The sequence below is a fragment of the Haloarcula vallismortis ATCC 29715 genome, assembly GCF_000337775.1.
GTDB lineage: Archaea > Halobacteriota > Halobacteria > Halobacteriales > Haloarculaceae > Haloarcula > Haloarcula vallismortis.
Genome location: NZ_AOLQ01000067.1, coordinates 56,710 through 77,631, shown reverse-complemented (window position 1 = coordinate 77,631; position 20,922 = coordinate 56,710). Strand labels below are relative to the sequence as shown.

Genomic DNA, 20,922 nt, shown 5'->3' with positions numbered 1-20,922 from the left:
AGATGGCTGCATTCACATACGCTCCAGCGATTGTCCTGCTGCCGTTCGTATCGTTCCTCGTCGCGCTGTTTGCCGGCGACCGCATGCCGAAAGGCGGCGCGCTCGCGGGCATCACCGCGACGGGTGGATCGCTCCTGCTGTCGATCTGGGTCGCGCTGACGGTGGCCGGCGGTGAGGTCCACAACGAGATACTGTATCAGTGGACAACGAGCGTCGAGTCGCTCCGGCTGAATTTCGGACTCCTGCTGGACCCGCTATCGGCGCTGATGCTGCTTATCGTCTGTCTCATTTCGTTCCTCGTTCACATCTTCTCGCTTGGCTACATGAACGACGAGGGCGAGACCGGCCTCCCGCGCTACTACGCCGGGCTCGGCCTGTTCACGGCGAGCATGCTCGGGTTCGTCGTCGCCAACAACCTCCTGATGGCGTTCATGTTCTTCGAGCTGGTGGGCCTGTGTTCGTACCTGCTCATCGGCTTCTGGTTCCGCGATGACGGCCCGCCAAGCGCCGCGAAGAAGGCGTTCCTGGTCACCCGCTTCGGTGACTACTTCTTCCTCATCGGCGTCGTCGGCATCTTCGCTACCTTCGGGACCGGCCTGTTCGCCCCGATTACGCAGGGCGGCGACGTCGTCGCCGAGAGCTTCCCGATGCTTGCCGAACACGCCGTCATCGACGGCGAGACAGAGGGCATCGCAATGCTTGAGACAGTCGGCATGGAGCCACAGCAATGGTTCACTGTGCTCGGCCTGCTCGTGCTGGGTGGCGTCGTCGGGAAGTCCGCGCAGTTCCCGCTGCACACCTGGCTGCCCGACGCGATGGAAGGCCCGACGCCGGTTTCGGCGCTGATCCACGCGGCGACGATGGTCGCGGCCGGTGTGTACCTCGTCGCGCGCATGTACGGTTTCTACGCGATCTCGCCGACGGCACTCGCCGTCATCGCGCTCATCGGCGGCTTCACCGCGCTGTTCGCGGCGACGATGGGTCTGGTCAAACAGGAGATCAAGCAGGTCCTCGCGTACTCCACCATCTCCCAGTACGGGTACATGATGCTCGCGCTGGGGTCGGGTGGCTACATCGCCGCTGTCTTCCACCTGACGACCCACGCCGTGTTCAAGGCGCTCCTGTTCCTCGGTGCAGGGTCCGTCATCATCGCCATGCACCACAACGAGAACATGTGGGACATGGGCGGTCTGAAACAGCGGATGCCGGTGACCTACTGGACGTTCCTCGCCGGCTCGCTCGCTCTGGCCGGTATCGTTCCCTTCGCCGGCTTCTGGTCGAAAGACGAGGTGCTGTACGAGGCGCTTATCCACGGCTTCGGCACCGAGGGTGGTCTCGGAACGGTCTACCTCGCCGCGTACGCGATGGGACTGCTCGCTGTGTTCTTCACCGGCTTCTACACCTTCCGGATGGTGTACCTGACCTTCCACGGTGACGCCCGCACTGACACGGCCCGGGACCCAGAACCCGTCCACTGGAACGTCAAGGGCCCACTGACGGTGCTTGGCATCCTCGCGACAACGATCGGGTTCATCAACATGGCCCCGGTCAAGAAACTCACTGGCGCAGAAATCGACTTCCTCCACAAGTGGCTGAACGGACCCGAAGAAGGCGGCTGGCCCGCACTTCTCTCGACGGACCTGCACCACTACGAGGAGCTACTGCACGAGGTGCCACACGTCGACCCGGCCTATCCGCTGGGCGGTGAAACCGGGACGCTGCTGGTTTCGGCTGGCCTCTCGCTCGGACTGGCACTCGCCGGTGTGTTCGTCGCTCGGAGCCTCTATGCCGGTGCCGACCCGGTCGAGCATACGGACAAGCTTGGCGGTCTGAAGACGCTACTCATGCACAACTACTATCAGGACGAATATCAGGTGTGGCTCGCGACGGGTGTCACCTACCCGCTCGCCCGTGTAATGAACAAGTTCGACCAGGGAGTCGTCGACGGCGTCGTCAACGGCATCTCCAGCGTGAGCCTGTTCGGCGGCAGCCGCATCCGACGCATCCAGTCCGGCGTCGTCAGCAACTACGCGACGCTGCTGACGCTCGGACTCGTGCTCTTGCTTGCTGCCTTCGGCATCATGGGAGGGTGGTTCTAGATGTGGGTCGCCGCGCTACTGCTCGCGACTCTGCTGGGAACCGGTCTCGTGTTCCTCTCGCCTGACCGGTACGCCGGCAAGCTCGCCGCGGCCGTCAGTGCGGTTCCGGCACTTGGCAGCATCTACATGTACTGGGTGTACCTCACGCAGTACGGCGGCACGGGCAACGCGCTGCTGTCGCCTGCTGACATCGCGTTCGGCCAGCAGATCCCATGGATTACGCTGGGTGAGCTGGAAGTGTCGTACTACGTCGGCCTCGACGGCATCAGCATGCCGCTGCTCGCGCTGACGACGGTGCTGACGACGCTCGCCATCGTCTCGGCGTGGACGCCCATCGACGAGCGCCAGTCCCAGTTCTACGGACTGATGCTGTTCATGGAAGTGAGCCTCATCGGCGTGTTCTCCGCGCTCGATTTCTTCCTCTGGTTCGTCTTCTGGGAGGGTGTCCTCATCCCGATGTACCTGCTTATCGGGGTCTGGGGCGGCCCGCGCCGGAAGTACGCCGCCATCAAGTTCTTCGTCTACACGAACGTGGCGTCGCTGGTCATGTTCGCGGGCCTGTTCGCGCTCGTGTTCAGCACTGACCTCACGTCGCTGTCCCTGCCCGCGATGGCCGAGGCGTTCCGCACCGCGAGCGGGCTGCCGACCATCGCTGGCGTCAACCTGATGACCATCTCCTTCATCATGATGTTCTTCGGGTTCGCGGTGAAGGTGCCCGTCTTCCCGCTGCACACGTGGCTACCGGACGCCCACGTCGAAGCCCCGACGCCAGTGTCGGTCATGCTGGCCGGCGTCCTCCTGAAGATGGGGACCTACGCACTGCTTCGGTTCAACTTCACGATGCTCGCTGACACGGCGCGCCAGCTCGCGGTGCCGCTGGCCATCATCGGCGTCGTCAGCGTCATCTACGGCGCGATGCTCGCGCTGGCACAGCGCGACCTCAAGCGCATCGTCGCCTACTCCTCTATCTCGTCGATGGGGTACGTCATTCTTGGTCTGGTCGCGTTCACGCCCTACGGCATGGGTGGGGCGACCTTCCAGATGATCGCCCACGGCCTCATCTCGGGGCTGATGTTCATGGCTGTCGGTGTCATCTACAACACGACGCACACGCGCATGGTCGGCGATATGTCCGGCCTCGCAGACAGGATGCCCTGGACGGTTGGTATCTTCGTCGCCGCCGCGTTCGGCTACATGGGACTGCCGCTGATGGCCGGCTTCGCCGGGGAGTACTTCATCTTCCAGGGCTCGTTCAACGCGCCCACGCTCGGTGGGGCCGCGCCGGTGTTGACCTCGCTGGCGATGTTCGGTATCGTCATCGTCGCCGGCTATCTGCTGTGGGCCATGCAGCGCACGCTGTTCGGTGCCTTCAGTCTGGAAACCGACTACGAGGTCAGCCCGGCTGCGTTCCACGATGTCGCGCCGTTGGCTGTGTTGCTCTTGCTGGTCATCGCACTCGGCGTCGCGCCAGATCTCTCCTTTGCCATGATACAGGACTCGATATCACCGGTTCTCGAAATCGGAGGTGGTGCATAGATGGTCGCACTCCCTGACTGGATGGCGCTTGCCCCGGCACTCTCGCTAGCCCTCGCCTCGCTGGTGTTGCTGCTAGCAGACTCAATCGACCCGGACTCGACAAACACGGGGCTGCTGGCCGGTATCTCGGGCGTCGGCTCGCTACTGTCCTTCGGGTTTGCCGGCTGGTTTATCACCGCCGGTACCGGGATGGCAAACGACACCGGCGTCGCACTGTTCAATAATCAGCTCGTCATCGACCAGATGGCCCTGTTTTTCATGGCCATCGTCGGTAGCGTCACGACACTGGTCGTGCTCGCGAGCTACGACTACATCGCCAGCCACGACTACCAGGCCGAGTTCTTCTCGCTGGTGCTGCTGTCTGCGACCGGGATGAGTCTCCTGAGCGCGGCCAACAGCCTGGCGACGGCGTTCATCGCCCTCGAACTGGTGTCGCTACCGTCCTATGCGCTCGTCGCCTTCCTCAAGCACAACAAAGGGAGCGTCGAGGCAGGCCTGAAGTACTTCCTCATCGGCGCGGTGTCCTCGGCGGTGCTGGCTTACGGCATCTCGCTGGTGTACGCTGCGACGGGCGTGCTGCGATTTGACGGCGTCGCGACGGCTATCTCCAGTGGCACGATCCAGACTATCTCCGAGGGGTCGATTCAGGCTCAGTCCGGCGACCCGGCCGTCCCGATGGCTATCCTCGGTGTCGGTATCCTGATGATCATCGGTGGCGTCGCGTTCAAGACTGCCTCCGTGCCGTTCCACTTCTGGGCACCGGAGGCGTACGAAGGCGCACCGGCACCGATCTCGGCGTTCCTCTCGTCGGCGTCGAAGGCCGCCGGCTTCGTGCTGGCGTTCCGCGTCTTCGCTGTTGCCTTCCCGATCGATGACCTGCTCGCCGCTGGCGGGGCGATAAACTGGGTGATGGCGTTCCAGATTCTCGCCATCGCAACGATGTTTATCGGGAACTTCGCTGCTGCGACCCAGGAGACCGTCAAGCGGATGCTGGCTTACTCCAGTGTCGGCCACGCCGGCTACGTCCTCATCGGACTCGCCGCCGTGTCCGGCTCCGGTGAGGGGCTGAGCCTCAGTCTGAGCGCCGGGATGTCCCACCTGCTCGTCTACGGCTTCATGAACACGGGCGCGTTCCTGTTCATCGCCCTGGCCGAGTACTGGGGCGTCGGCCGCCGCTTCGAGGACTACAACGGCCTCGGCAAGGAAGCGCCGGTCGCCTGCGCGGCGATGACGGTGTTCCTGTTCAGCCTCGCCGGCCTGCCCATCGGCGGCGGGTTCTTCTCGAAGTTCTACCTGTTCTCGGCGACGCTCAACGTCGGCGCGTGGTCGCTGGCCGCCGCGCTCATCATCAACAGCGCGCTCAGCCTGTTCTACTACTCCCGCGTCGTCAAGGCGATGTGGATCGAAGAGCCAAACGGCAGCCGGACCATCGAGTCGTACCCGATGGGACTGTACACCGCCGTGGTGGGTGCCGCGGTCGTGACGGTCCTCCTCGTTCCCGGCTTTAACCGCGTCTCCGAAATCGCGTTCCAGGCCGCGCAGTTGCTGTAAGCGCGGTTCAAGGCGTCTTCTTACGTCGACTCATACACGAACACGCCGCCGCTCTCACGTTTCTCAACGCGACCGCTGGCTTCGAGCACGTCCAGATGCCCGACAGCCTCGCTCATGCCCGCGAAGTACTCCGTGGCCGGCAGATCGCCGAACAGCGCCGTCATCACGTCGCTCGGCGTCGTCGCGCCACCGGAAACGATGTCGGCAACCTCTGAGGTGCGCTGGTCGTGTTCCGCGAGGATATCGGTAATGCGTTCCTGCGGTGATTCAACAGGCTCGCGGTGACCGGTGAGAAATCGGTCGTGGCCTTGGTCGTGGAGCCACCGGAGCGAGTCGTTGAACGCCGGCAACACCCTCGGCCGCGTCCCGCTCTCGTCGGGCACCTGAAGGAACGGATTGGGTGTGATGTCGCCCAGCACGTTGTCACCGACGACCGCTTCACGGCGACCCTGAAAGTCGTACGAGAAGATGATTTCGCCCGCGGAGTGGCCCTGCACGGTGTCGATGGTTAGTTCTGTGTCGTCGACGGTGACGGTATCACCGGCCGTGAGCACGCGGTCGGTGTCGACACTCTGGGCGTAGGGGAGGAAGGCTTCCGGTAACTGTGTCACCGTTTCGGCCGTCTCGCGTGAGACACCACAGCGCTCGAAGAAATCCGCAAAATAGGACTGTTCGGTGTGTAGCTGTGCTGCGAAATCACGCATGATTTCTGCCCCCGGTTCGCTGGCGAGGACACGCGCCCCCCGCTCGGCGAATCGGTTCGCCATGCCGAAATGGTCCGGGTGCGGGTGTGTGACCAGCACCTGCTCGATGTCATCCGGAGACAGCTCACGTGCTTCAAGTGCCTCGATCAGACGCGACCACGCTTCCTCGCTGTCTGGTCCCGGATCGATGAGTGTTCGACGCGCGATGTATGCATTGACTGGCCCGACCTGAAACGGCGTCGGAATCGACACCCGTGTGAACATATCCCCTCGTTGCAGGTGGCGGCGCAAAACAGTTCGTACCCGCACGACACGTTTACCATCGTGGACGCTCGCTGTCTTTCGGTTGGCCGTAATTTCTCATTGTTTTCCGGGCATAAGAGATATATTCGTCCTTCGCGTAGGGACAGATATGAACAAACACTTCGAAGACGCACGGTACTACCTGAAACGCGCCGGGGAGACCGCTACCAAAGGTGTCAAGGAGGAACTCGAACCGGTCGAAGAACGCTTCCGCGAACTCACCGGAACGGAAACTGAGCCCGAACCCAGCCGACTGGAAGCGGTCAAGGCGGACCTGAAAGAGCTACAGGAGAAAGCAGAAGGCGAGGCTGAAGAAGCCATCGCCGACGCCCGCGAGAAGATTGGGGAGTACCGCGGGAAAAGCGAGACGGAAGCGTAGTCGGAAAGCAATTCTTAAGGGATGCGCTCGAATAGAGTTGAGTGCGTCGGGTTGGTGATCTAGTTCGGTTATGATACCTCCTTCACACGGAGGAAGTCGGCGGTTCGAATCCGCCCCAACCCATCCGGTTGCTGCACCTTTCTGAAGGACAGCGTACACGGTCTGAAACCGTTCTCGTAGCGACGCCTATTGGCATGGGGCCCGCAAATCGATACGGGACTGGTCTTCAGTCCGTGCGTCACAAATCTGCCAACAGACGCCAGCAGTGGCGGTGAATAACACATAGAGTTCGGGTACATCCGACGGTTTTTACCGCTCGGTAAACAACGGAGAGTATGACCCAGCGCGACTCGTCAGCGTCGACTGATGGGCCGATTCCCGGAGAGATGGTCCAGCACGGGACGGGCGTGAATTCGAACCGTGCGTTCCCGACGGACGGCTATCCGCACAATCTGGATCCGTTCGTCCTGTTCGAGCAGTTCTATATCGACCCCGAGACGGGGTTCCCGATGCATCCCCACCGGGGATTCGAGATTGTCTCGTACATGATCGAAGGCGGCATGGAACACGAGGATTCCCTCGGCGTCGCAAACACCGCATACGAGAACGATGCAATGCGAATCACAGCCGGAAGCGGGATACGTCACTCCGAGTTCCCCGCAGATGGGCGGGCCTGTACCGGACTACAGCTCTGGGTGAATCTGCCCCAGGCCGAGAAAGACGTTGACCCGGACTACGTCGACGCGACGGCCGATTCGCTGCCGACGGAGGCGCAAGACGGCGCAACGGTCACAACAGTTGTTGGCGAGGGCTCGCCGATCAGCCTTCATACGCCGATGGAGTATCTCGCTGTCTCTGTGGCCGATGCATGGACGTGGTCGGTTCCGGAGAAGTGGTCCGGATTCCTCTATGGTGTCGCCGGCGATGGAACGGTCGATGGGCATCCGTTCACTGGGGGTGATATGCTGCCGGTGACTGACGCGCAGTCAGTGACTCTTCGGAGCGATGAGTCGCTCCGTGTCGTCGCCGTCTCGGGACGCCCACACGGCGAGCCGATCCGACAGCGCGGGCCGTACGTTCTGTGAGTTGACCGTAAAATCCGGCTGCGAGCCATATACGTGCTGCTCTCAAGATTTTACCAGATGGTAAGACTCTTTTACAGGCGACCCATGCTGTGAGACATGGCAGATGTAGCAGTTGTCGGCGGCGGCCCCGCCGGCCTGAGTGCGGCACAGTACGCGGCGAAAAACGACCTCGAAACAGTTGCCTTCGATACGGACGAGTCGTGGATGCACAAGGCCCACCTGTTCAACTACCCCGGCGTGCGATCCATCAGCGGCGACGAGTTCCTCACCATCGCTCGTGGACAGACCCGCGACCGTGGCGCGACGCTGCACGAGACGGAAGTCACCGATATCGAACAGACCGACGATGGGTTTGTCCTGTCGGCAGACGGAGACGAGTACACCGCTGAGTACGTCGTCCTCGCAACTGGTGGCGACCGAAGCCTCGCCGAGGACCTCGGCTGTGACTTCACCGATGAGGATGTCGTCGACGTGACCGTCGACATGGAAACGTCTGTCGAGAACGTGTACGCGACCGGCGCGATGGGCCGAGCGGAGAAGTGGCAGGCGGTCATCGCGGCCGGTGACGGTGCTGCTGCCGTCCTCGACATTCTCTCGAAGGAGAAAGGCGAGTACTACCACGACTTCGATATGCCGTCAGACGTGCCGGAGCTCTAACGATGCAGCCAGATTCGACTACCACAATGTATTCCGCTACGACCCCGAACCGTACTGTTGGAAACGCTCGTGTGCTCTCGGTGGTGAGCGTCTGATGGGACCTGAACTCAACGTCGTGTTGCTCGTCGTCGGCCGCGTCCTCTTCGGCGGCGTGCTCGCCTTCACCGGTCTGAGTCATTTCACACAGACCGAGCAGATGGCCGGCTACGCCGAGTACAAGGGCCTCCCGGCACCGAAGTTCTCCGTCCTCGCGTCCGGTGGGCTCCTCATCCTCGGTGGGCTCGGTGTGACCGTGGGTATCTTCCCAGTCGTCGCAGCGGTCGCCCTCGCGGTGTTCCTCGTTGTCTCGGCTGTTACGATGCATGACTTCTGGGCCGTGCCGGACGAGGACCGACAGGACGAACTGAACAGTTTTCTGAAGAACGTAACACTCGCCGGCGGGGCACTCGTCGTCGCGGCGTCAGCCACCGGAACGTGGGCGCTTAGCGTCGGCATTAGCCCCCTCTGACGCTCGGCGATGGCCGTCTACTGCGACGGGTACAGCGAGTCGAGAATGAAGTTGTTGACGGCGCGCTTGGCTTCGTCGGGTGCGTCTTCGTGGCCGAGGGCGATCCGGCGGCCGCGGGCCGCGTGAATCACGTCCGTGATGAGCTGGCCCATCAGGTCGGCATCGACATCGCGAAACGCGTCCTGCTCGATCCCGTCTTCGATGACTGTCGAGATGCTTTCGCGAAGTCGGTCGTAGTGCTCGTTGAACAGGGCCCGGTGCTCCTTGTCGTTTTGCGCGTAGGCGTACAGTTCGTGGTACACCTTCATCCGGTCCCAATGTGAGAAGTCGTCGAACTCCGGACCGAACAGGCATCGGTCGATACGGACATCGAGTTCCGCGCGGGGATCGGTCTCGTCGTCGACCTCGACGCTGCCCTCGTACTGGTCGATAATGTACTCCAAAAACGACGAGATCAAGTCGTACTTGCCGTCGAAATGATAGTGGATCACCTGCCGAGACATATCCATCTCTTCGCCGATGTCCCGGACCCGCAAGTCTTTGTAGCCGTGCTTGCTCAGCGCCCGAAAGGTTGCCTCCATAATGACCTCGCGGGTGTCCTGTGGCGTGCTCTGCCCGTCCGATTCGCTCATGGCCTGTTTTATCGTGGTAGGCACATATCGGTTTCTCCATCCAACAGGACTGGCGAGTCGACGCGACCCCGTGCTGGCCACGACGCTGTCACCGCCGCCCTTCGATCACGCGCGTTCGACGAACCGAGCGTCGGCAGAAGTGTTGCCTCGGTTGAACGACAGCACCTTCGCCCGGATCACGTCGCCGGCCGACACCGACGACGGCACGTCCTCGGCGAACAGGACGAACCCCTTGACTTTCCCGACGGCGACGCGGTCGCCGGAGTGGTGGTCGCTGAATTCGGTGATGCCGAACTCGTATGTTTCACCGATTTCTACAGGCGGTGCTCGCTCCTGTGCGGCGTCGTGGGCACGTTTTGACGCACTGCTCTGGGAGCGGCGAGCAATCGCAAACGCCAGCGCGAGGCCCACGGCGAGGGCAGCCCCGCCGGCGGCGAGCCAGATCGGTTCCATGCCAAGCGTTGCAGGGCGGACGGATTAATACCTTTCAGAGTCCGGCGACCGCGCTTACAGCCCGAGGCGGTCCCGAAGGCCGCCGCTGGAGTCCAAATCCTCGTCCTCGGGGTCCCACTCTGTCGGTAGCTCTGCCGCGAGCGAGGTGACCTCGTCATCGCTGTAGCGGGGGTCCGCCGTCGCGTCGTCGAGCCAGTTCGCCCACTCTTCGGCCGTCATCTGCCCCCGAGAATCTACCTCCCACTGGTCGACCAGCGCCTCGCGGTCGCGGAACGGGATATCCATGCCGCTGTCGCCCCAGTACAGTGGGGAGAGCGCGAACTCGTGGGTATCGCCCTCCAGCCAGACGAGCCGATAGGGGTAGTCGTTGTAGCAGAACACGTCGCCGGGCGAGACGACATCGCCGTTGGGGAGCTCCAGGGTCCGGGACATTACATCAGTGTACGAGCTACCCACGCTTCAGGATTATGCGTCGGGAGAAACATCGGCGCAACCGGAGACGCGCCGTTACGCGAGCGGGTCACACAGCGCCCACTCGTCCGTCTCGGGGTCGAGATTCGAGGGCTCTGCGCCGCGTTCAGTCACGACCCCCGCGTGGTAGTATATCGCCTTCAACTGGAACACGGTAGGGGAGTGATAGACGCTCCCGTCGGTGAGTTCCGTGCGGCGGAGTTCGCCGTCGCCGGTCAGCACCCGCTGTCGAACGGCCTCGTCGCCACGGAGGAACAGTTCGACGGTGAACTCGGGGTGGAGGGCGTGGAGATACTCGACGAACTCGACGAGTGACGGGGCGTCGTAGCCGTCCCGGTGGCAGGCATAGAGCCCGTCGACAAGCAGTTCTGTGGCCGGGTAGTCCGAGACGACGCGGCGGACGAGTTGGCCCCACTGTGGTGCGATGTCGATGAACCGCTTGCGGGACCGCTGCCAGTCCTCAAACCGCTGGAGCGCGGCGTCGAGGTCGCCGACCGTCCGGAGCGCGAAGCGGATAACTTCCCGACCCAGTGGCGTCAGCGTGAGCGAGCCCTGGCCGGCGTCGATCAGGTTCAGGAACGCCGCGCCGGCGATAGCACCATCGACGGCTCCGACAACGTGGGACGCAAGCAGGTCCCGCGCGTCGCCATCGTAGTGGACGGCCAGCGGGACAGCAATGTAGTTCTTCGGATGGTTGAGCCCGAAGTTCTGGTCGGCGACGCCCTGGGCACTGGCCTGAAACCGGATTGCCGACGCGGCGTCCATCGACCCGTGGCCGACTACACGTGGCCGTTCCAGAACCGCTACTGAGCCGTCAGGGTCGACGCCAAGCACGCCGACGTTCAGTTCGCGGGCCATCGTCCGCGCGGCGGTGGAGATGCCGCTTCGAGGGGCAGTCAGGAAGGCGACGTTCGCTTCGTTGAGACGGTCATGGGCCTGGACGACGCCCCGCTCGGCGTCGACACCACCATTGCCGGTGTACCCTTTCGCCTCGACGGCAATCAGCGGCGGCCGGTCGCCGAGCCGGTCGACGGACAGCAGGTCCGTCGAGAGGGCCTGTACGCCAACGAGGTCGGGATAGCCTGCCCCGACCTGAACGTGGTTGAACGGCGCGAGCGTCGCTTGCACGGACGCCTCGATGGGTGTCTCGTTCAGCCAGCGTTGCTGTGCGAACTGCGTGTCCGCGACGACGTAGGCGTCTTCGCGGTCCGCAAATAGCCGGTCTTTCGTTTGGGCGAGTACCTGTGGCTCGGAGAGTCCCGACGCCGCTGTGGCCATAGGCGGCGTTCACACAGGGCAGACATGAGTGTTCTGACCCGTTCGGGGCCTCTGTTCTGGAACACACTGGCAGTAATGTTATTATGTGACACGATAAGGAGAATATATGACAGCTCCACTACCAGACAGCGTGCAGGACTGGTTCTGGGCCCGGCATTCCAACCCCAAGAGCGGCTGGTCACGGGTACCGACCGGGGCTGTCATCGTGTATGCAGTGTATCAGCGTCGCTGGCGGCTCTTGACTGTAGCGTTGCTGTGGACAGCTATCAATCCAATTCTGTTCGCACCGCCGGCCACCGAGGATGCCTGGATGACTCGCGCCGTCCTCGCAGAGCGATGGTGGCTTGCGAAACAGGACAACGGTACGATGGGCCTCGACTATCCGAATATCTGTAACACCGGCGGTGCACTGGCGTCGGCTCTCGCGCTGTATGCCGCCTGGCGTCGCCGGCCGGTCAGCACCGCAGCTGCCACGCTGGCGATGGTCGGACTGAAGCTCTGGTGGCTCCGCGAGCTCGTGCAGCAGTACGACAGACGGACCCCAGAGTAATCGGCGCTCGCGTGACCGGTGCAACGAGCCTCGAAAGGAGGAATGTCTCTGCTGGTCGTCAGTACTGGTGGAGCGGCTGCTGGCGGATTTTGGCCCGTAGCTCCCCGATTGACGGGTCGCCGTCGCCCCCGAACTGCTGTGTCACGGAGTGGACCTCCTCGCGGGAGATCTTGACGTTGCCCTGCTCGATAACATCGGCGGGCCGCTCGCGGAGTTCCCGGATCGTTCCGACGGCAAGCAGGAACGGAATCGCCCACGCGGAGAGGGTGTTGCCGCGAGTTTCGGGCATGGCTTCGAGCCACGCCTGCGCGTCGTCGAGGTAGCCCTCCGCTCGCTCGGTTACCTGCTCGATGACGGGGACCAGCGAGTCGACGTTGTCAGTGTTGCTCACGTCGCTGTGGTCAAGACCCTGCTCGTGGAGCAACTCCAGTGGGAGGTAGACGTTGTTCTCTTCCTCCATGTCCGTCGCAGCGTCCTTGGCGACGTTGACGAGCTGGAGCAGGAGCGCAAAGGAACGGGCGTTTTCCTCCATCTGGGCGATCTGCTCGTCGGTGGCTTCGTGAGAAACCAGTCCGGTCACCAGCGTGCCGACGGTGCCGGCGGCGTACCAGCAGTACTCTTCGAGTTCGTCGAGAGTCTTGATCCGAAGCCCGCCGGCCTCGGCGTAGCGGTCGACGAACATCGCCATTCCGTCGACGAGTTCCCGGACCGGCCCGCGGATGGTCCGCGTGGAGTGGTCCTCGAGCGTATGAAACACGTCGACGATGCGGCCCGCGTTCTCGACGACTTCCCAGTCGGCGTTCGTCGTCGTGGGGATCCACTCTTCGACGGCGTTGTGAAACGACGAGACGGTCGTCCCGCTCGACGGTTCGAGCGAGCGGCTGTACGTCTGTAGGAGGTCGGCCTGTACCGCTGGAGGGAGATGACCGGCGTCCTCGATAGTGTCAGCCACACGACAAAGGAGATAGCCCAGGCAGATGTCCCGGGCCATCGGTTCGTTGAGTTCCGAAATTGTGAGACTAAACGTCCGCGACACACGATGGACGGCATCGTAGCACCACTCGATGTCTTCCGAAGACGACCGGTCTGTGTGGTTCTGAGACATTCCCGACATCCGGGGTAGGGCATACGATGATAAAAATGGGACGGCTACGGCGTCAGTTCCGTCCCGGTCGCGATTCGGTGTTCCGACAGACTCAGGAGTGTCCGAGCCCTGTTTACGGTATGAACGGCACAGCAACCGGGAGGGCACAATCGTGAACAATCAGGACGCGATACTGTTGGCGCTGACGGTCCTCGCTGCAATCATTCTCCCGGGCCTCGCAAACTGGGGATTCAGCACACTCGGCTACCCCTGGGTCGGGAGCGCCACCTGGGCGCTGGGGTACGGCCTCGGCGTCGTCTTCATCTGGTACGAGTGGGTCCGGCCGCTCGATATCACCGGCCCAGAGGGCGTCAGCGGGAGTGAGGACTCGGGCGAGTAACGCGCTGATCGGCTCCTCTTAATTACGTACTATCAGTTTTCTCTGCTAGCGCCGCCCCGGTGCTGTCATATTGCATATCTTTCATACAACACCTGTAGTACCCGCCTGAAAACATTTATAGCCGTGGTCGGCCCAACGTGGGGTATGACAAACGAGGCGCTCGGCGAGAGTCGTCCCGGGACGAGAGGACGCGCCGGGTGGACACGCGAGCAGGCGAGTCGGATCGAGCGGACCGACGACACCGTCGCCCCCATCGTCTACCCGCCCGCCACTGAACAGATTCCGGAGGTCCATATCTGGGATACCTGGTTCCTCCGGAACCGTGACGGCACACTGGCGACAGTCGACGGCTACCGGGTCTGTTTCTCGCTGACCGCCCCGTCGGACCTGCTGCCCGGCAAACGCCACGACGTGGCGACCATCCGCTGTTTCTACTCCGACGACGGCCGGAACTGGCACAGCGCCGGCCCGGTGTTCGAGGACGCCCTGGGCCAGCGTCAGTGGGCCGGCTCGGCGCTGTACGACGACGACGGCAGCGTCTATCTCTTTTACACCGCAGCTGGCGAGGAGGGCGCCGAAGACCTGACCTATACGCAGCGAATTGTCGGCGCGGGCGGCGGGCGCATTGAGACGGCCGACGGGTTCGAGCTCTCGGGGCCGTGGACCCACCACGAACTGCTCCAGCCCGACGGCGACCGCTACGAGCGCGAAGACCAGTCTCGCGGGATGATATACACCTTCCGCGACCCGTGGTTCTTCGAGGACCCCGAGACGGGCGAGACGTGGCTCCTGTTCGAGGCGAACACGCCGGTGCCCGAAGGGAGCGACGTCTGCGGTGGCGACGCCGCGCTACAGGAGTTCAACGGCAGCGTCGGCATCGCGCGCTCGCCGACGGGCGACCCGCTGGAGTGGGACCTCGAAGACCCGCTATTAGACGCTGTGGGCGTCAATCAGGAGCTCGAACGGCCACACATCGTGTATCGGGGCGGCCTGTACTACCTGTTCATCTCCAGCCACCTCCACACCTTTGCGCCGGGGCTAGAAGGGTTCGACGCGCTGTATGGCTTCGTCGCCGAGGAGCTCCGCGGCGACTACGTCCCGCTGAACGACTCGGGACTTGTCGCCACGAACCCCGAGAACGCGCCGTTCCAGTCCTACTCGTGGATGGCCTTTCCCCACGGCGAAGAGGTGCTGGTCCAGAGCTTCTTCAACTACTACGACTTCGACGGCGACACACTGGACGAAATTGCGCACCTGTCTGACTCCGAACAGATGCGCCGGTTCGGCGGCTCGCTCGGCCCGACGCTCCGACTCGATGTCGAGGGGAGCCGAACGCGCATCATCGGGGCGCTCGGACACTGGCACATACCCCTGGACGACGAGACGCTCCCGCCGACGGACCGTGAACTGATCCGGCGCGGGAAAAGCAACGCTGCTGGCTCCAGCAACTACGGCGCGCGAACCGGGACGCAGTCGGAGTAAGGGCACTGAAACGGTCCGTTCGCGTAGCGATACCCGGTCACCAGACGGAATCCAGTTCCCAGATATCCAGCGACGCGATAGTCGCGCGCCCGCCGTCGGCCGACAGCGAGATGCCGGTTGCGTCCTCGCGGGTCGGGTAGACGCGGCTGGTCAGGCAGTGTCGTTCATTGGCGAACACCTCGACGACGCTCCCGTCGACGAAGACACGCAGGGACAGCGGCGCGTCGTATGGCCGGACCCGCATCGACTGGGTATCCCCGGTCGCCTGCGGGTCGGTGCTCGACGCCGACCGGTCGACAGTGATCTCGCTTTCATACGTGTACCGGATGGGCGTCCGCTCCTCGCCGTCGGGCGATTCGAGGACGGACAGCTCGACGGCTTCGGCGTCCTCCAGACGGACGGTCGCGCGGAGTTCGAACGACCGGCTCTCGACCGGCAACTCCTCGGTGTCGTCCGCATCGAGACGCACCACGTCGTAGCTGGTGGTGTCGCCCCGAAGTTCGGTGAGTTCGGGGGCCGGTCGCTGACAGAGGCCGCCGTCGTCGGCCAGCGACAGCTCCCGGGGCAGCGACATCGCGCCGGACCAGCCGGCGTCCCACTGCCCGCTCACGTCGCGGGCCTCGGGGAGCCACCCCCAGGTCAGGATGCGGCCGTCGTCGGTCCACATCGACTGCGGGGCATAGAAGTCACCGTGGTCCAGCTTGTCGCGGCGGTCCACGTCGAAGTCGCCATCCTCGTAGGTCCCGAGGAAGTACACGACATCCTCATAGTTCGAGATGTGGAGGAGCTGTCTGTCGCCGAAATCGAGTAGTTCCGGGCACTCCCAGACGGTCCCAGCGGTGTCGCGGTCGCCGGTGAGAATCGGCCCCTGATACTCCCAGTTCCGGAGGTCTGCAGACTCATACAGCAGCGCCGCGCCGCCGCCGCCCTCGATGCCGGCCCCGATGAGCTGATACCAGGTGCCGTCCTCGCGCCAGACACAGTGGTCCCGGAATTCTCCCTCCCAGTGCTCGGTCCGGAGCACCTCCGGTTCGGCCGGCAACTCCTCGATGATGGGGTTGTCCGGGTCCTTGTCCCAGGCCGTGAGGTCGTCGTCCGCGGCGGTCGCGATACAGGGGAGCTGGCGCTTGTCCCGACCGCCCGTGTACAGCACGGTTGGGACACCGTCGTTGTCGACTGCACAGCCGGACCAGCAGCCGTCCCGGTCCGGGCCGTCTGGCGAGGGCGTGAGCGCGACCGGGCGGTCCTCCCAGTGGACGAGGTCGTCGCTGACGGCGTGGCCCCAGTGGATCGTGTTGTGGAACGGCCCGGCCGGGTTGTACTGGTAGAACAGGTGGTAGCGACCGTTCCAGTGGATGAGCCCGTTCGGGTCGTTGAGCCAGTTCGCGGGCGAGGTGACGTGGTAGGACGGACGACAGGGGTCGTCGTCGAGTCGGTCGCGTAGCTGTCCGAACGTGTCGATGTCCTTCGGGCGGCCGGTTAGCGGATGCCGCTCGTCCGTCGCCAAGAATGCCAGCCCGTTCTCGATAAGTGTCTCGCGGTTGCCCCGACACACGTCGTGGGTCGGCTGACCGAACGCTACCGAGGAGCCGACGCCGAGTACCTGCCCGTCTCCGGGCTCCCAGGAGAGAATCGACATCTGCTTGACCACGTCGGTGTCGCCCCGGACCGTGCTGGCGAGCACGTCGCCGGACTGAGGGGCGATGGACTCGTATCTCGCGTAGGGAATCGTCACGCCGGGGCCGCGGGTGTGGACGCGCAGGGTGTCGTAGTCTGCGTGGATCGGGTGGTCCTCGTACAGGGCTTGCCAGAGGTGGCCAGTCGGCTCGGGAACCTCCTCCCAGCCGGTGGCGTCTGGCGCGACCGGCTCGAAGCCGAGCGGTTCGACGGCCGAGAGCGCGCTCAACGTCAGCAGAAGTGACCCGCCATCACGAACGTATGCGGCCAAGGCCGACGCGTCGTCAAGGGTTCGCTCGTCGAACAGTTCGTCCCGATGCCACCAGAGGACGTCGTACTCGGTGGGTTCGACTGACGAGAGTGCGCACCGCTCCGCACCGTCGACCGCCTCCTGACACCAGTCGTAGGCTGACGCCTGCTCGTCCGTACAGGCGTCGACGTAGAGACAGCCGATGCGTGGCGAATCTGCCATTGCCCGTTATCCCCTCCTGAAATATAAAAATATTCGGCAATTGTTTCTGTTCGAATATGCACGCTTTTGTGGATTCTGTCCCCGATTCGGTCAGCGAAGCGTCCAACAGCCCATCAGCGGCTTACCGTGCAACATCAGCATGGGCTCACACGGATGCGGAAATACTGAGAAGGGGCACTGGCCGGAGCGGTGGCTGAAGGGAGACTATCGGTCAAAAAGCGGACAGAACCGGTCAGTGAACGCGGGCGTTGCGGGCCTCGGCCTTCCAGTCGATGACGGTTTCGTGACAACTGGGACAGACGAACTCGGTGAGCTTTGTCGTCTGGTCGTTGTATGACATCCGTGTGCCACAGTTGGTGCAATCCATTATAATTGTATATATTCCACAAGGGGATATAAACTTTCGCCTGATCATAGTCGGTTCGGGCGTAATACGGTCTGAAACGCCTGTATTTTGGTACCTCGTCACATAGTACTGATTAAACAGCCGCAACCGATGGCAAGAGAGCCACCGCTGACCAGTCTCTCCGGAGCCCGAACTGACGCCCCCGATAGAAAATTCGGTGGGGAACAGAATGTCGGTAGGGACTACGACTCGTTGTGTCCCGTCGGGTCGACTTTCGACTCAGTTCCGTCATTGCGGCCCTCGATATCCGCGAGCTCGGTCGTGTCAGCCGGTGACGGCGAGTGCTTGTCGGCCGCCGTGAAGTCCAAGTCCGGCGTTGTCGCGGTCTCGTCGAAGCGTTCATCCACGTCGACGCGTTCGCCGTCGAGTCTGGCCTCCGTCCGCGAGAGTCGCTGCTCGACGGCGTCGAGTTCGGCTTCCAGATGATCGGTGGCATCCGGGTAGCAGTCCTTGGCTGCCGCCAGCGCAGTTTCGAACGCCGCCTGTGCCGTCTCGTACTCTGCTAATGCGGCGTCAGGCTGGCTGGCGTCGGCGTACCAGTCCCCTGCCTCCATCGCGTCCGTCGCGACCGTCCGCCGCGCAGTGACGAGATTCTCTGCAACGGTGGCCAGTCGGTCTCGGATCCTCTCGGAGTCGCCAGCGAACCGCTGTTCGTTTGCACCCCAGTCGAGTTCGAGGACATCTCGGTAGGCTTCGAGCGCCTCGGCCCAGTGTCCGGCGGCAGCTTCTGGGTCTTCCGCCGCGACGGCCTCGTTGTCAGCTTCGACCGCAATACGGAGCGGCGACCGTTCGAGGTCTTCGACGACGGAATCGAGCCGGTCCCGTTCGGCCCGGATGGCGGTGAGGTCGGGAACGGCCTCCGTCGGAAGCGAGAAGATCGCCTCGTACTCTGCCCGTGCTGCGTCGTAGGCGTCGTACGCGGCCTCGAACTCGTTCTCCCGCCAGTGCTGCTCCCCGGTGTCGACCGCCCGCCGGGCGCGGCTCCGGCGGATCTCCGCGAGCGTCCCAACGTGGCGCTCCCGGACCGTGGTAATACGCCCTTCGAGCGCGTTCGTACCGCCGGGCGGTCCGAACTCGGTGGCCGTCTCGTCGGCCGCATCGAGGCGGTCCTCGGCTTCCAGCACCGTCGCCAGTGCCTGCTCGTAGTCTCCGTGATTGCGCTCTTCTGTCGCCGTCACGAGCATCCGTTTGACCTCGTCTATGATGTTTTCGACGCGGACCCACGCCTGTGACGCGTGGGAGAGATACGCGGTCAGGTCGACGATTCCCTGCTTGCCACAGTGAACCCGCCACTCCGTCCCGCCACGCCGCCGGAACGTGACCTGGCCGTGTCCCAGCGAGTGGTCTCCCGCGACCTGATCGATATCGACATGCGGGACAGCGAACCGCCTGTCGCCGTCGTCGGTGCCCACCAGCAGTATGAGTCGCCTGTCGGTCACGACGCCGACCATGCGGTAGTTGCGTCCCGGCCGCACCGTCTCACCCGACTTCGACGTACCGATTTCGACGCCGTGCTTGCGGCTGGTGAGAGCGAACCGTGGGGTTTCGTCGTCATCAACGGCTGCCAGTGCTGGCTCGTCGTGGAGATAGCCAGTCGAGAAGAGCCCGCCCGGACCGGTACTGGTGAGAATATCGGGTGGCTCCTCCAAATTATTTAATTTGATAATTTTTCCCATTATCGGGGCAGAATACAGCTGCAGACTTGAGTTTGACTTATCTATTCTGATACTGGCGTAGTAAATTACTGCAATCTTCGCATGAATTACGCTGTCGCGTTCCCGGTAGGCCGCGGCCGTCGATAGACCGCGTATCTCATCACCTCGTCCGTCAGCCGGCAGACGGCTGTCTGACTTGGCTTTAGGTTTCAGGCACCCATAGCAGCGCACATGCCACGTACTCGTCTTGGAGGGAGCCGGTCGCAGAAGCGACGGGGTGGTGACCTCGCAACTGACGCGACCGGCCTCGGAATCGATACTGACGTATTCGAACTGCTCTCGGCCGGTCGCGGTCACAAGATGGCACAGTCCGAACCCAGAATCGAACGGTGGCTGGACTGCTGGCGGAATCCCTAGTTGGTCTCGACGAGACGGGCCGCGATCCGCTGTGCGCCGATGGTCGGCGCGATGTCCGGTTCGTCGGCAGCGATGACGTCGATGTCGCGGTTCAGTTCTGCGCTGAGTCGCTCCTCGAACTCGTCGACGATACCGGGGATGCAGGCCATGCCGCCGGTGATAGCAATCGGGCGGTCCAGTGCTAGCTGGTACACTTTCATGTAGTCGTTGGCCAGCTCCGGGAGGAACGTGTTTGCCAGTTCATCGACGGCGTCGTCCAGGTACTCGTTGACCGCGTCCATCACCGAGCGCTCGATAGTGAACTCGTGTGAGCCGCCGCCGGGCTGCTGGATGATGTCAGTAAAGGGCTCGAAATCGACGAAGTCGGCGTGTTCTTCCTTGTACTCGCGGGCGGTCTGGTTGTCGATGTTGACACGGCCCTGCGTTTCCTCCTCGACGTAGTTGGCGATCATCCGGTCGACTTCGTTCCCGGTCACCGCGCCCGTTGTGAAGGGAGACAGCTGTTCGCCCCGTCGGTACGCGGAGGCTTCGAGATTCGTCGACCCCATGTTGACCGCGACGAAGATCTCGTCGATGGCTTCGAGGTCGTCGCCGAAGGCCGGGATGGAACCACACAGCGACTCCGGATAGCTCTCGACAAGTTCCAGCCCGATAGAGGAGTTTTCGATGACGTTCTGCAGGTTCTCCAGCCCGGTCGGATTGTCGATAGTCGGGATCGCGTACACGACACCGCTGTTTGCCGGGATGTCGTGCTCGTCGATGATCGCTTCGAAGAACGTCTTGGTCATCTCGGCCCGGTCAGCGTCCTCGGGGAGCCCCGACCGAAGCATGTACTCGACGCGGTCAGGATACTCGCGGGCCGCCTCCTCGCCGTAGAGGATTTTCTCTTCGCCGGTCAGGGCGTCCTCGTACGTCGCCATGCACGTCAGTGTCTTGATAATCCGGTTCTCCGTGCCGTGTTCGCCCGGCAGGGCAATGACAGTCCGGGTGCTCCCGAGCTTGACCCCGACCGGAACGGCAGCAGCGCCGTCTGACGACACACCGGCGTCCGATTCGGACCCGGTGTCATCGTCCGCATCCTCGTCACTCATATACGGTCGTCCTTGTCGACCGCCCGATATAT

The 20,922-nt window shown here is 63.2% G+C and carries 21 protein-coding genes and 1 tRNA gene; 12 read left to right on the top strand and 10 right to left on the bottom strand.

Translation table 11 applies throughout. The features are described from left to right. Positions 1-2 precede the first annotated feature (2 nt). From nuoL to C437_RS16775, 3 genes are read left to right on the top strand one after another with little or no spacing between them, the layout of a single operon-like run. Entirely contained in the window at positions 3-2,099 is a 2,097-nt protein-coding gene (gene nuoL / locus C437_RS16785; protein WP_004518190.1) for an NADH-quinone oxidoreductase subunit L, read from the top strand. Continuing rightward, the gene (locus tag C437_RS16780; protein ID WP_004518189.1) at positions 2,100-3,635 is read left to right on the top strand and encodes a complex I subunit 4 family protein; all 1,536 of its coding nucleotides are present in this window, start codon (positions 2,100-2,102) and stop codon (positions 3,633-3,635) included. Further along, positions 3,636-5,186, top strand: a complete 1,551-nt coding sequence (locus tag C437_RS16775; protein WP_004518188.1) for an NADH-quinone oxidoreductase subunit N — start codon at positions 3,636-3,638, stop codon at positions 5,184-5,186. It abuts the gene before it with no gap. Between the two features lie 20 nt (positions 5,187-5,206). On the opposite strand, the gene C437_RS16770 is transcribed toward C437_RS16775, so the two are convergent. Further along, the gene (locus C437_RS16770) at positions 5,207-6,154 is read right to left on the bottom strand and encodes an MBL fold metallo-hydrolase (RefSeq protein WP_004518187.1); all 948 of its coding nucleotides are present in this window, start codon (positions 6,152-6,154) and stop codon (positions 5,207-5,209) included. A 148-nt stretch (positions 6,155-6,302) separates the two neighbouring features. On the opposite strand from C437_RS16770, the gene C437_RS16765 reads away from it, so the two are divergent. From C437_RS16765 to C437_RS16745, 5 genes are all read left to right on the top strand, one after another. Further along, on the top strand, positions 6,303-6,572 hold the full coding sequence (locus tag C437_RS16765) for a DUF7553 family protein (protein WP_004518186.1): 270 nt from the start codon (positions 6,303-6,305) through the stop codon (positions 6,570-6,572). Positions 6,573-6,620: 48 nt separating this feature from the next. Continuing rightward, positions 6,621-6,695 (top strand) — tRNA-Val (locus C437_RS16760). Positions 6,696-6,907: 212 nt separating this feature from the next. Beyond that, positions 6,908-7,657 carry a pirin family protein gene (locus C437_RS16755; RefSeq protein ID WP_004518185.1) on the top strand — a complete coding sequence of 250 codons (750 nt, stop codon included), beginning with the start codon at positions 6,908-6,910 and terminating at the stop codon, positions 7,655-7,657. Positions 7,658-7,753: 96 nt separating this feature from the next. After that, positions 7,754-8,314 carry an NAD(P)/FAD-dependent oxidoreductase gene (locus C437_RS16750; RefSeq protein WP_004518184.1) on the top strand — a complete coding sequence of 187 codons (561 nt, stop codon included), beginning with the start codon at positions 7,754-7,756 and terminating at the stop codon, positions 8,312-8,314. 94 nt (positions 8,315-8,408) lie between these two features. Then, positions 8,409-8,822, top strand: a complete 414-nt coding sequence (locus tag C437_RS16745; RefSeq protein WP_004518183.1) for a DoxX family membrane protein — start codon at positions 8,409-8,411, stop codon at positions 8,820-8,822. A 17-nt stretch (positions 8,823-8,839) separates the two neighbouring features. On the opposite strand, the gene C437_RS16740 is transcribed toward C437_RS16745, so the two are convergent. The 4 genes from C437_RS16740 to C437_RS16725 all read right to left on the bottom strand — a co-directional run bounded on the left by C437_RS16740 (position 8,840) and on the right by C437_RS16725 (position 11,656). Then, on the bottom strand, positions 8,840-9,454 hold the full coding sequence (locus C437_RS16740; RefSeq protein WP_004518182.1) for a TetR/AcrR family transcriptional regulator: 615 nt from the start codon (positions 9,452-9,454) through the stop codon (positions 8,840-8,842). A gap of 105 nt (positions 9,455-9,559) precedes the next feature. Then, a complete protein-coding gene (locus C437_RS16735) occupies positions 9,560-9,907 on the bottom strand; it encodes a TRAM domain-containing protein (RefSeq protein ID WP_004518181.1) in 348 nt (115 codons plus the stop codon). 54 nt (positions 9,908-9,961) lie between these two features. After that, a complete protein-coding gene (locus C437_RS16730) occupies positions 9,962-10,339 on the bottom strand; it encodes a hypothetical protein (protein WP_004518180.1) in 378 nt (125 codons plus the stop codon). Positions 10,340-10,414: 75 nt separating this feature from the next. Next, positions 10,415-11,656 carry a hypothetical protein gene (locus C437_RS16725; protein ID WP_004518179.1) on the bottom strand — a complete coding sequence of 414 codons (1,242 nt, stop codon included), beginning with the start codon at positions 11,654-11,656 and terminating at the stop codon, positions 10,415-10,417. Between the two features lie 106 nt (positions 11,657-11,762). Between C437_RS16725 and C437_RS16720 the strand changes: the two genes are divergently transcribed. After that, positions 11,763-12,206 (top strand): DUF6653 family protein, encoded by a 444-nt coding sequence (locus tag C437_RS16720; RefSeq protein ID WP_049919872.1) that lies wholly within the window; start codon positions 11,763-11,765, stop codon positions 12,204-12,206. Between the two features lie 58 nt (positions 12,207-12,264). Here the strand turns inward: C437_RS16720 and C437_RS16715 are convergent, their stop codons facing one another. After that, on the bottom strand, positions 12,265-13,311 hold the full coding sequence (locus tag C437_RS16715; RefSeq protein ID WP_049919871.1) for a phytoene/squalene synthase family protein: 1,047 nt from the start codon (positions 13,309-13,311) through the stop codon (positions 12,265-12,267). Between the two features lie 151 nt (positions 13,312-13,462). Here C437_RS16715 and C437_RS16710 point away from each other — a divergent pair, with 151 nt between their 5' ends. Both C437_RS16710 and C437_RS16705 read left to right on the top strand, forming a co-directional pair. Continuing rightward, positions 13,463-13,690: a hypothetical protein gene (locus C437_RS16710; protein ID WP_049919876.1), complete on the top strand. Its 228-nt coding sequence runs from the start codon at positions 13,463-13,465 to the stop codon at positions 13,688-13,690. A gap of 144 nt (positions 13,691-13,834) precedes the next feature. Next, entirely contained in the window at positions 13,835-15,172 is a 1,338-nt protein-coding gene (locus tag C437_RS16705) for a glycoside hydrolase family 68 protein (RefSeq protein WP_004518175.1), read from the top strand. 37 nt (positions 15,173-15,209) lie between these two features. On the opposite strand, the gene C437_RS16700 is transcribed toward C437_RS16705, so the two are convergent. The 3 genes from C437_RS16700 to C437_RS16695 form a co-directional block, all read right to left on the bottom strand. Then, a complete protein-coding gene (locus C437_RS16700; RefSeq protein ID WP_004518174.1) occupies positions 15,210-17,321 on the bottom strand; it encodes a GH32 C-terminal domain-containing protein in 2,112 nt (703 codons plus the stop codon). Positions 17,322-17,553: 232 nt separating this feature from the next. Beyond that, positions 17,554-17,688 carry a hypothetical protein gene (locus tag C437_RS21165; protein ID WP_023843340.1) on the bottom strand — a complete coding sequence of 45 codons (135 nt, stop codon included), beginning with the start codon at positions 17,686-17,688 and terminating at the stop codon, positions 17,554-17,556. Positions 17,689-17,909: 221 nt separating this feature from the next. Beyond that, on the bottom strand, positions 17,910-19,403 hold the full coding sequence (locus C437_RS16695) for a hypothetical protein (protein WP_049919870.1): 1,494 nt from the start codon (positions 19,401-19,403) through the stop codon (positions 17,910-17,912). 210 nt (positions 19,404-19,613) lie between these two features. Here C437_RS16695 and C437_RS16690 point away from each other — a divergent pair, with 210 nt between their 5' ends. Then, the gene (locus C437_RS16690) at positions 19,614-19,799 is read left to right on the top strand and encodes a hypothetical protein (RefSeq protein WP_049919869.1); all 186 of its coding nucleotides are present in this window, start codon (positions 19,614-19,616) and stop codon (positions 19,797-19,799) included. Here C437_RS16690 and C437_RS16685 read toward each other — a convergent pair. Further along, entirely contained in the window at positions 19,796-20,890 is a 1,095-nt protein-coding gene (locus tag C437_RS16685) for a rod shape-determining protein (RefSeq protein ID WP_004518171.1), read from the bottom strand. The genes C437_RS16690 and C437_RS16685 overlap by 4 nt on opposite strands. Positions 20,891-20,922: the final 32 nt, after the last annotated feature.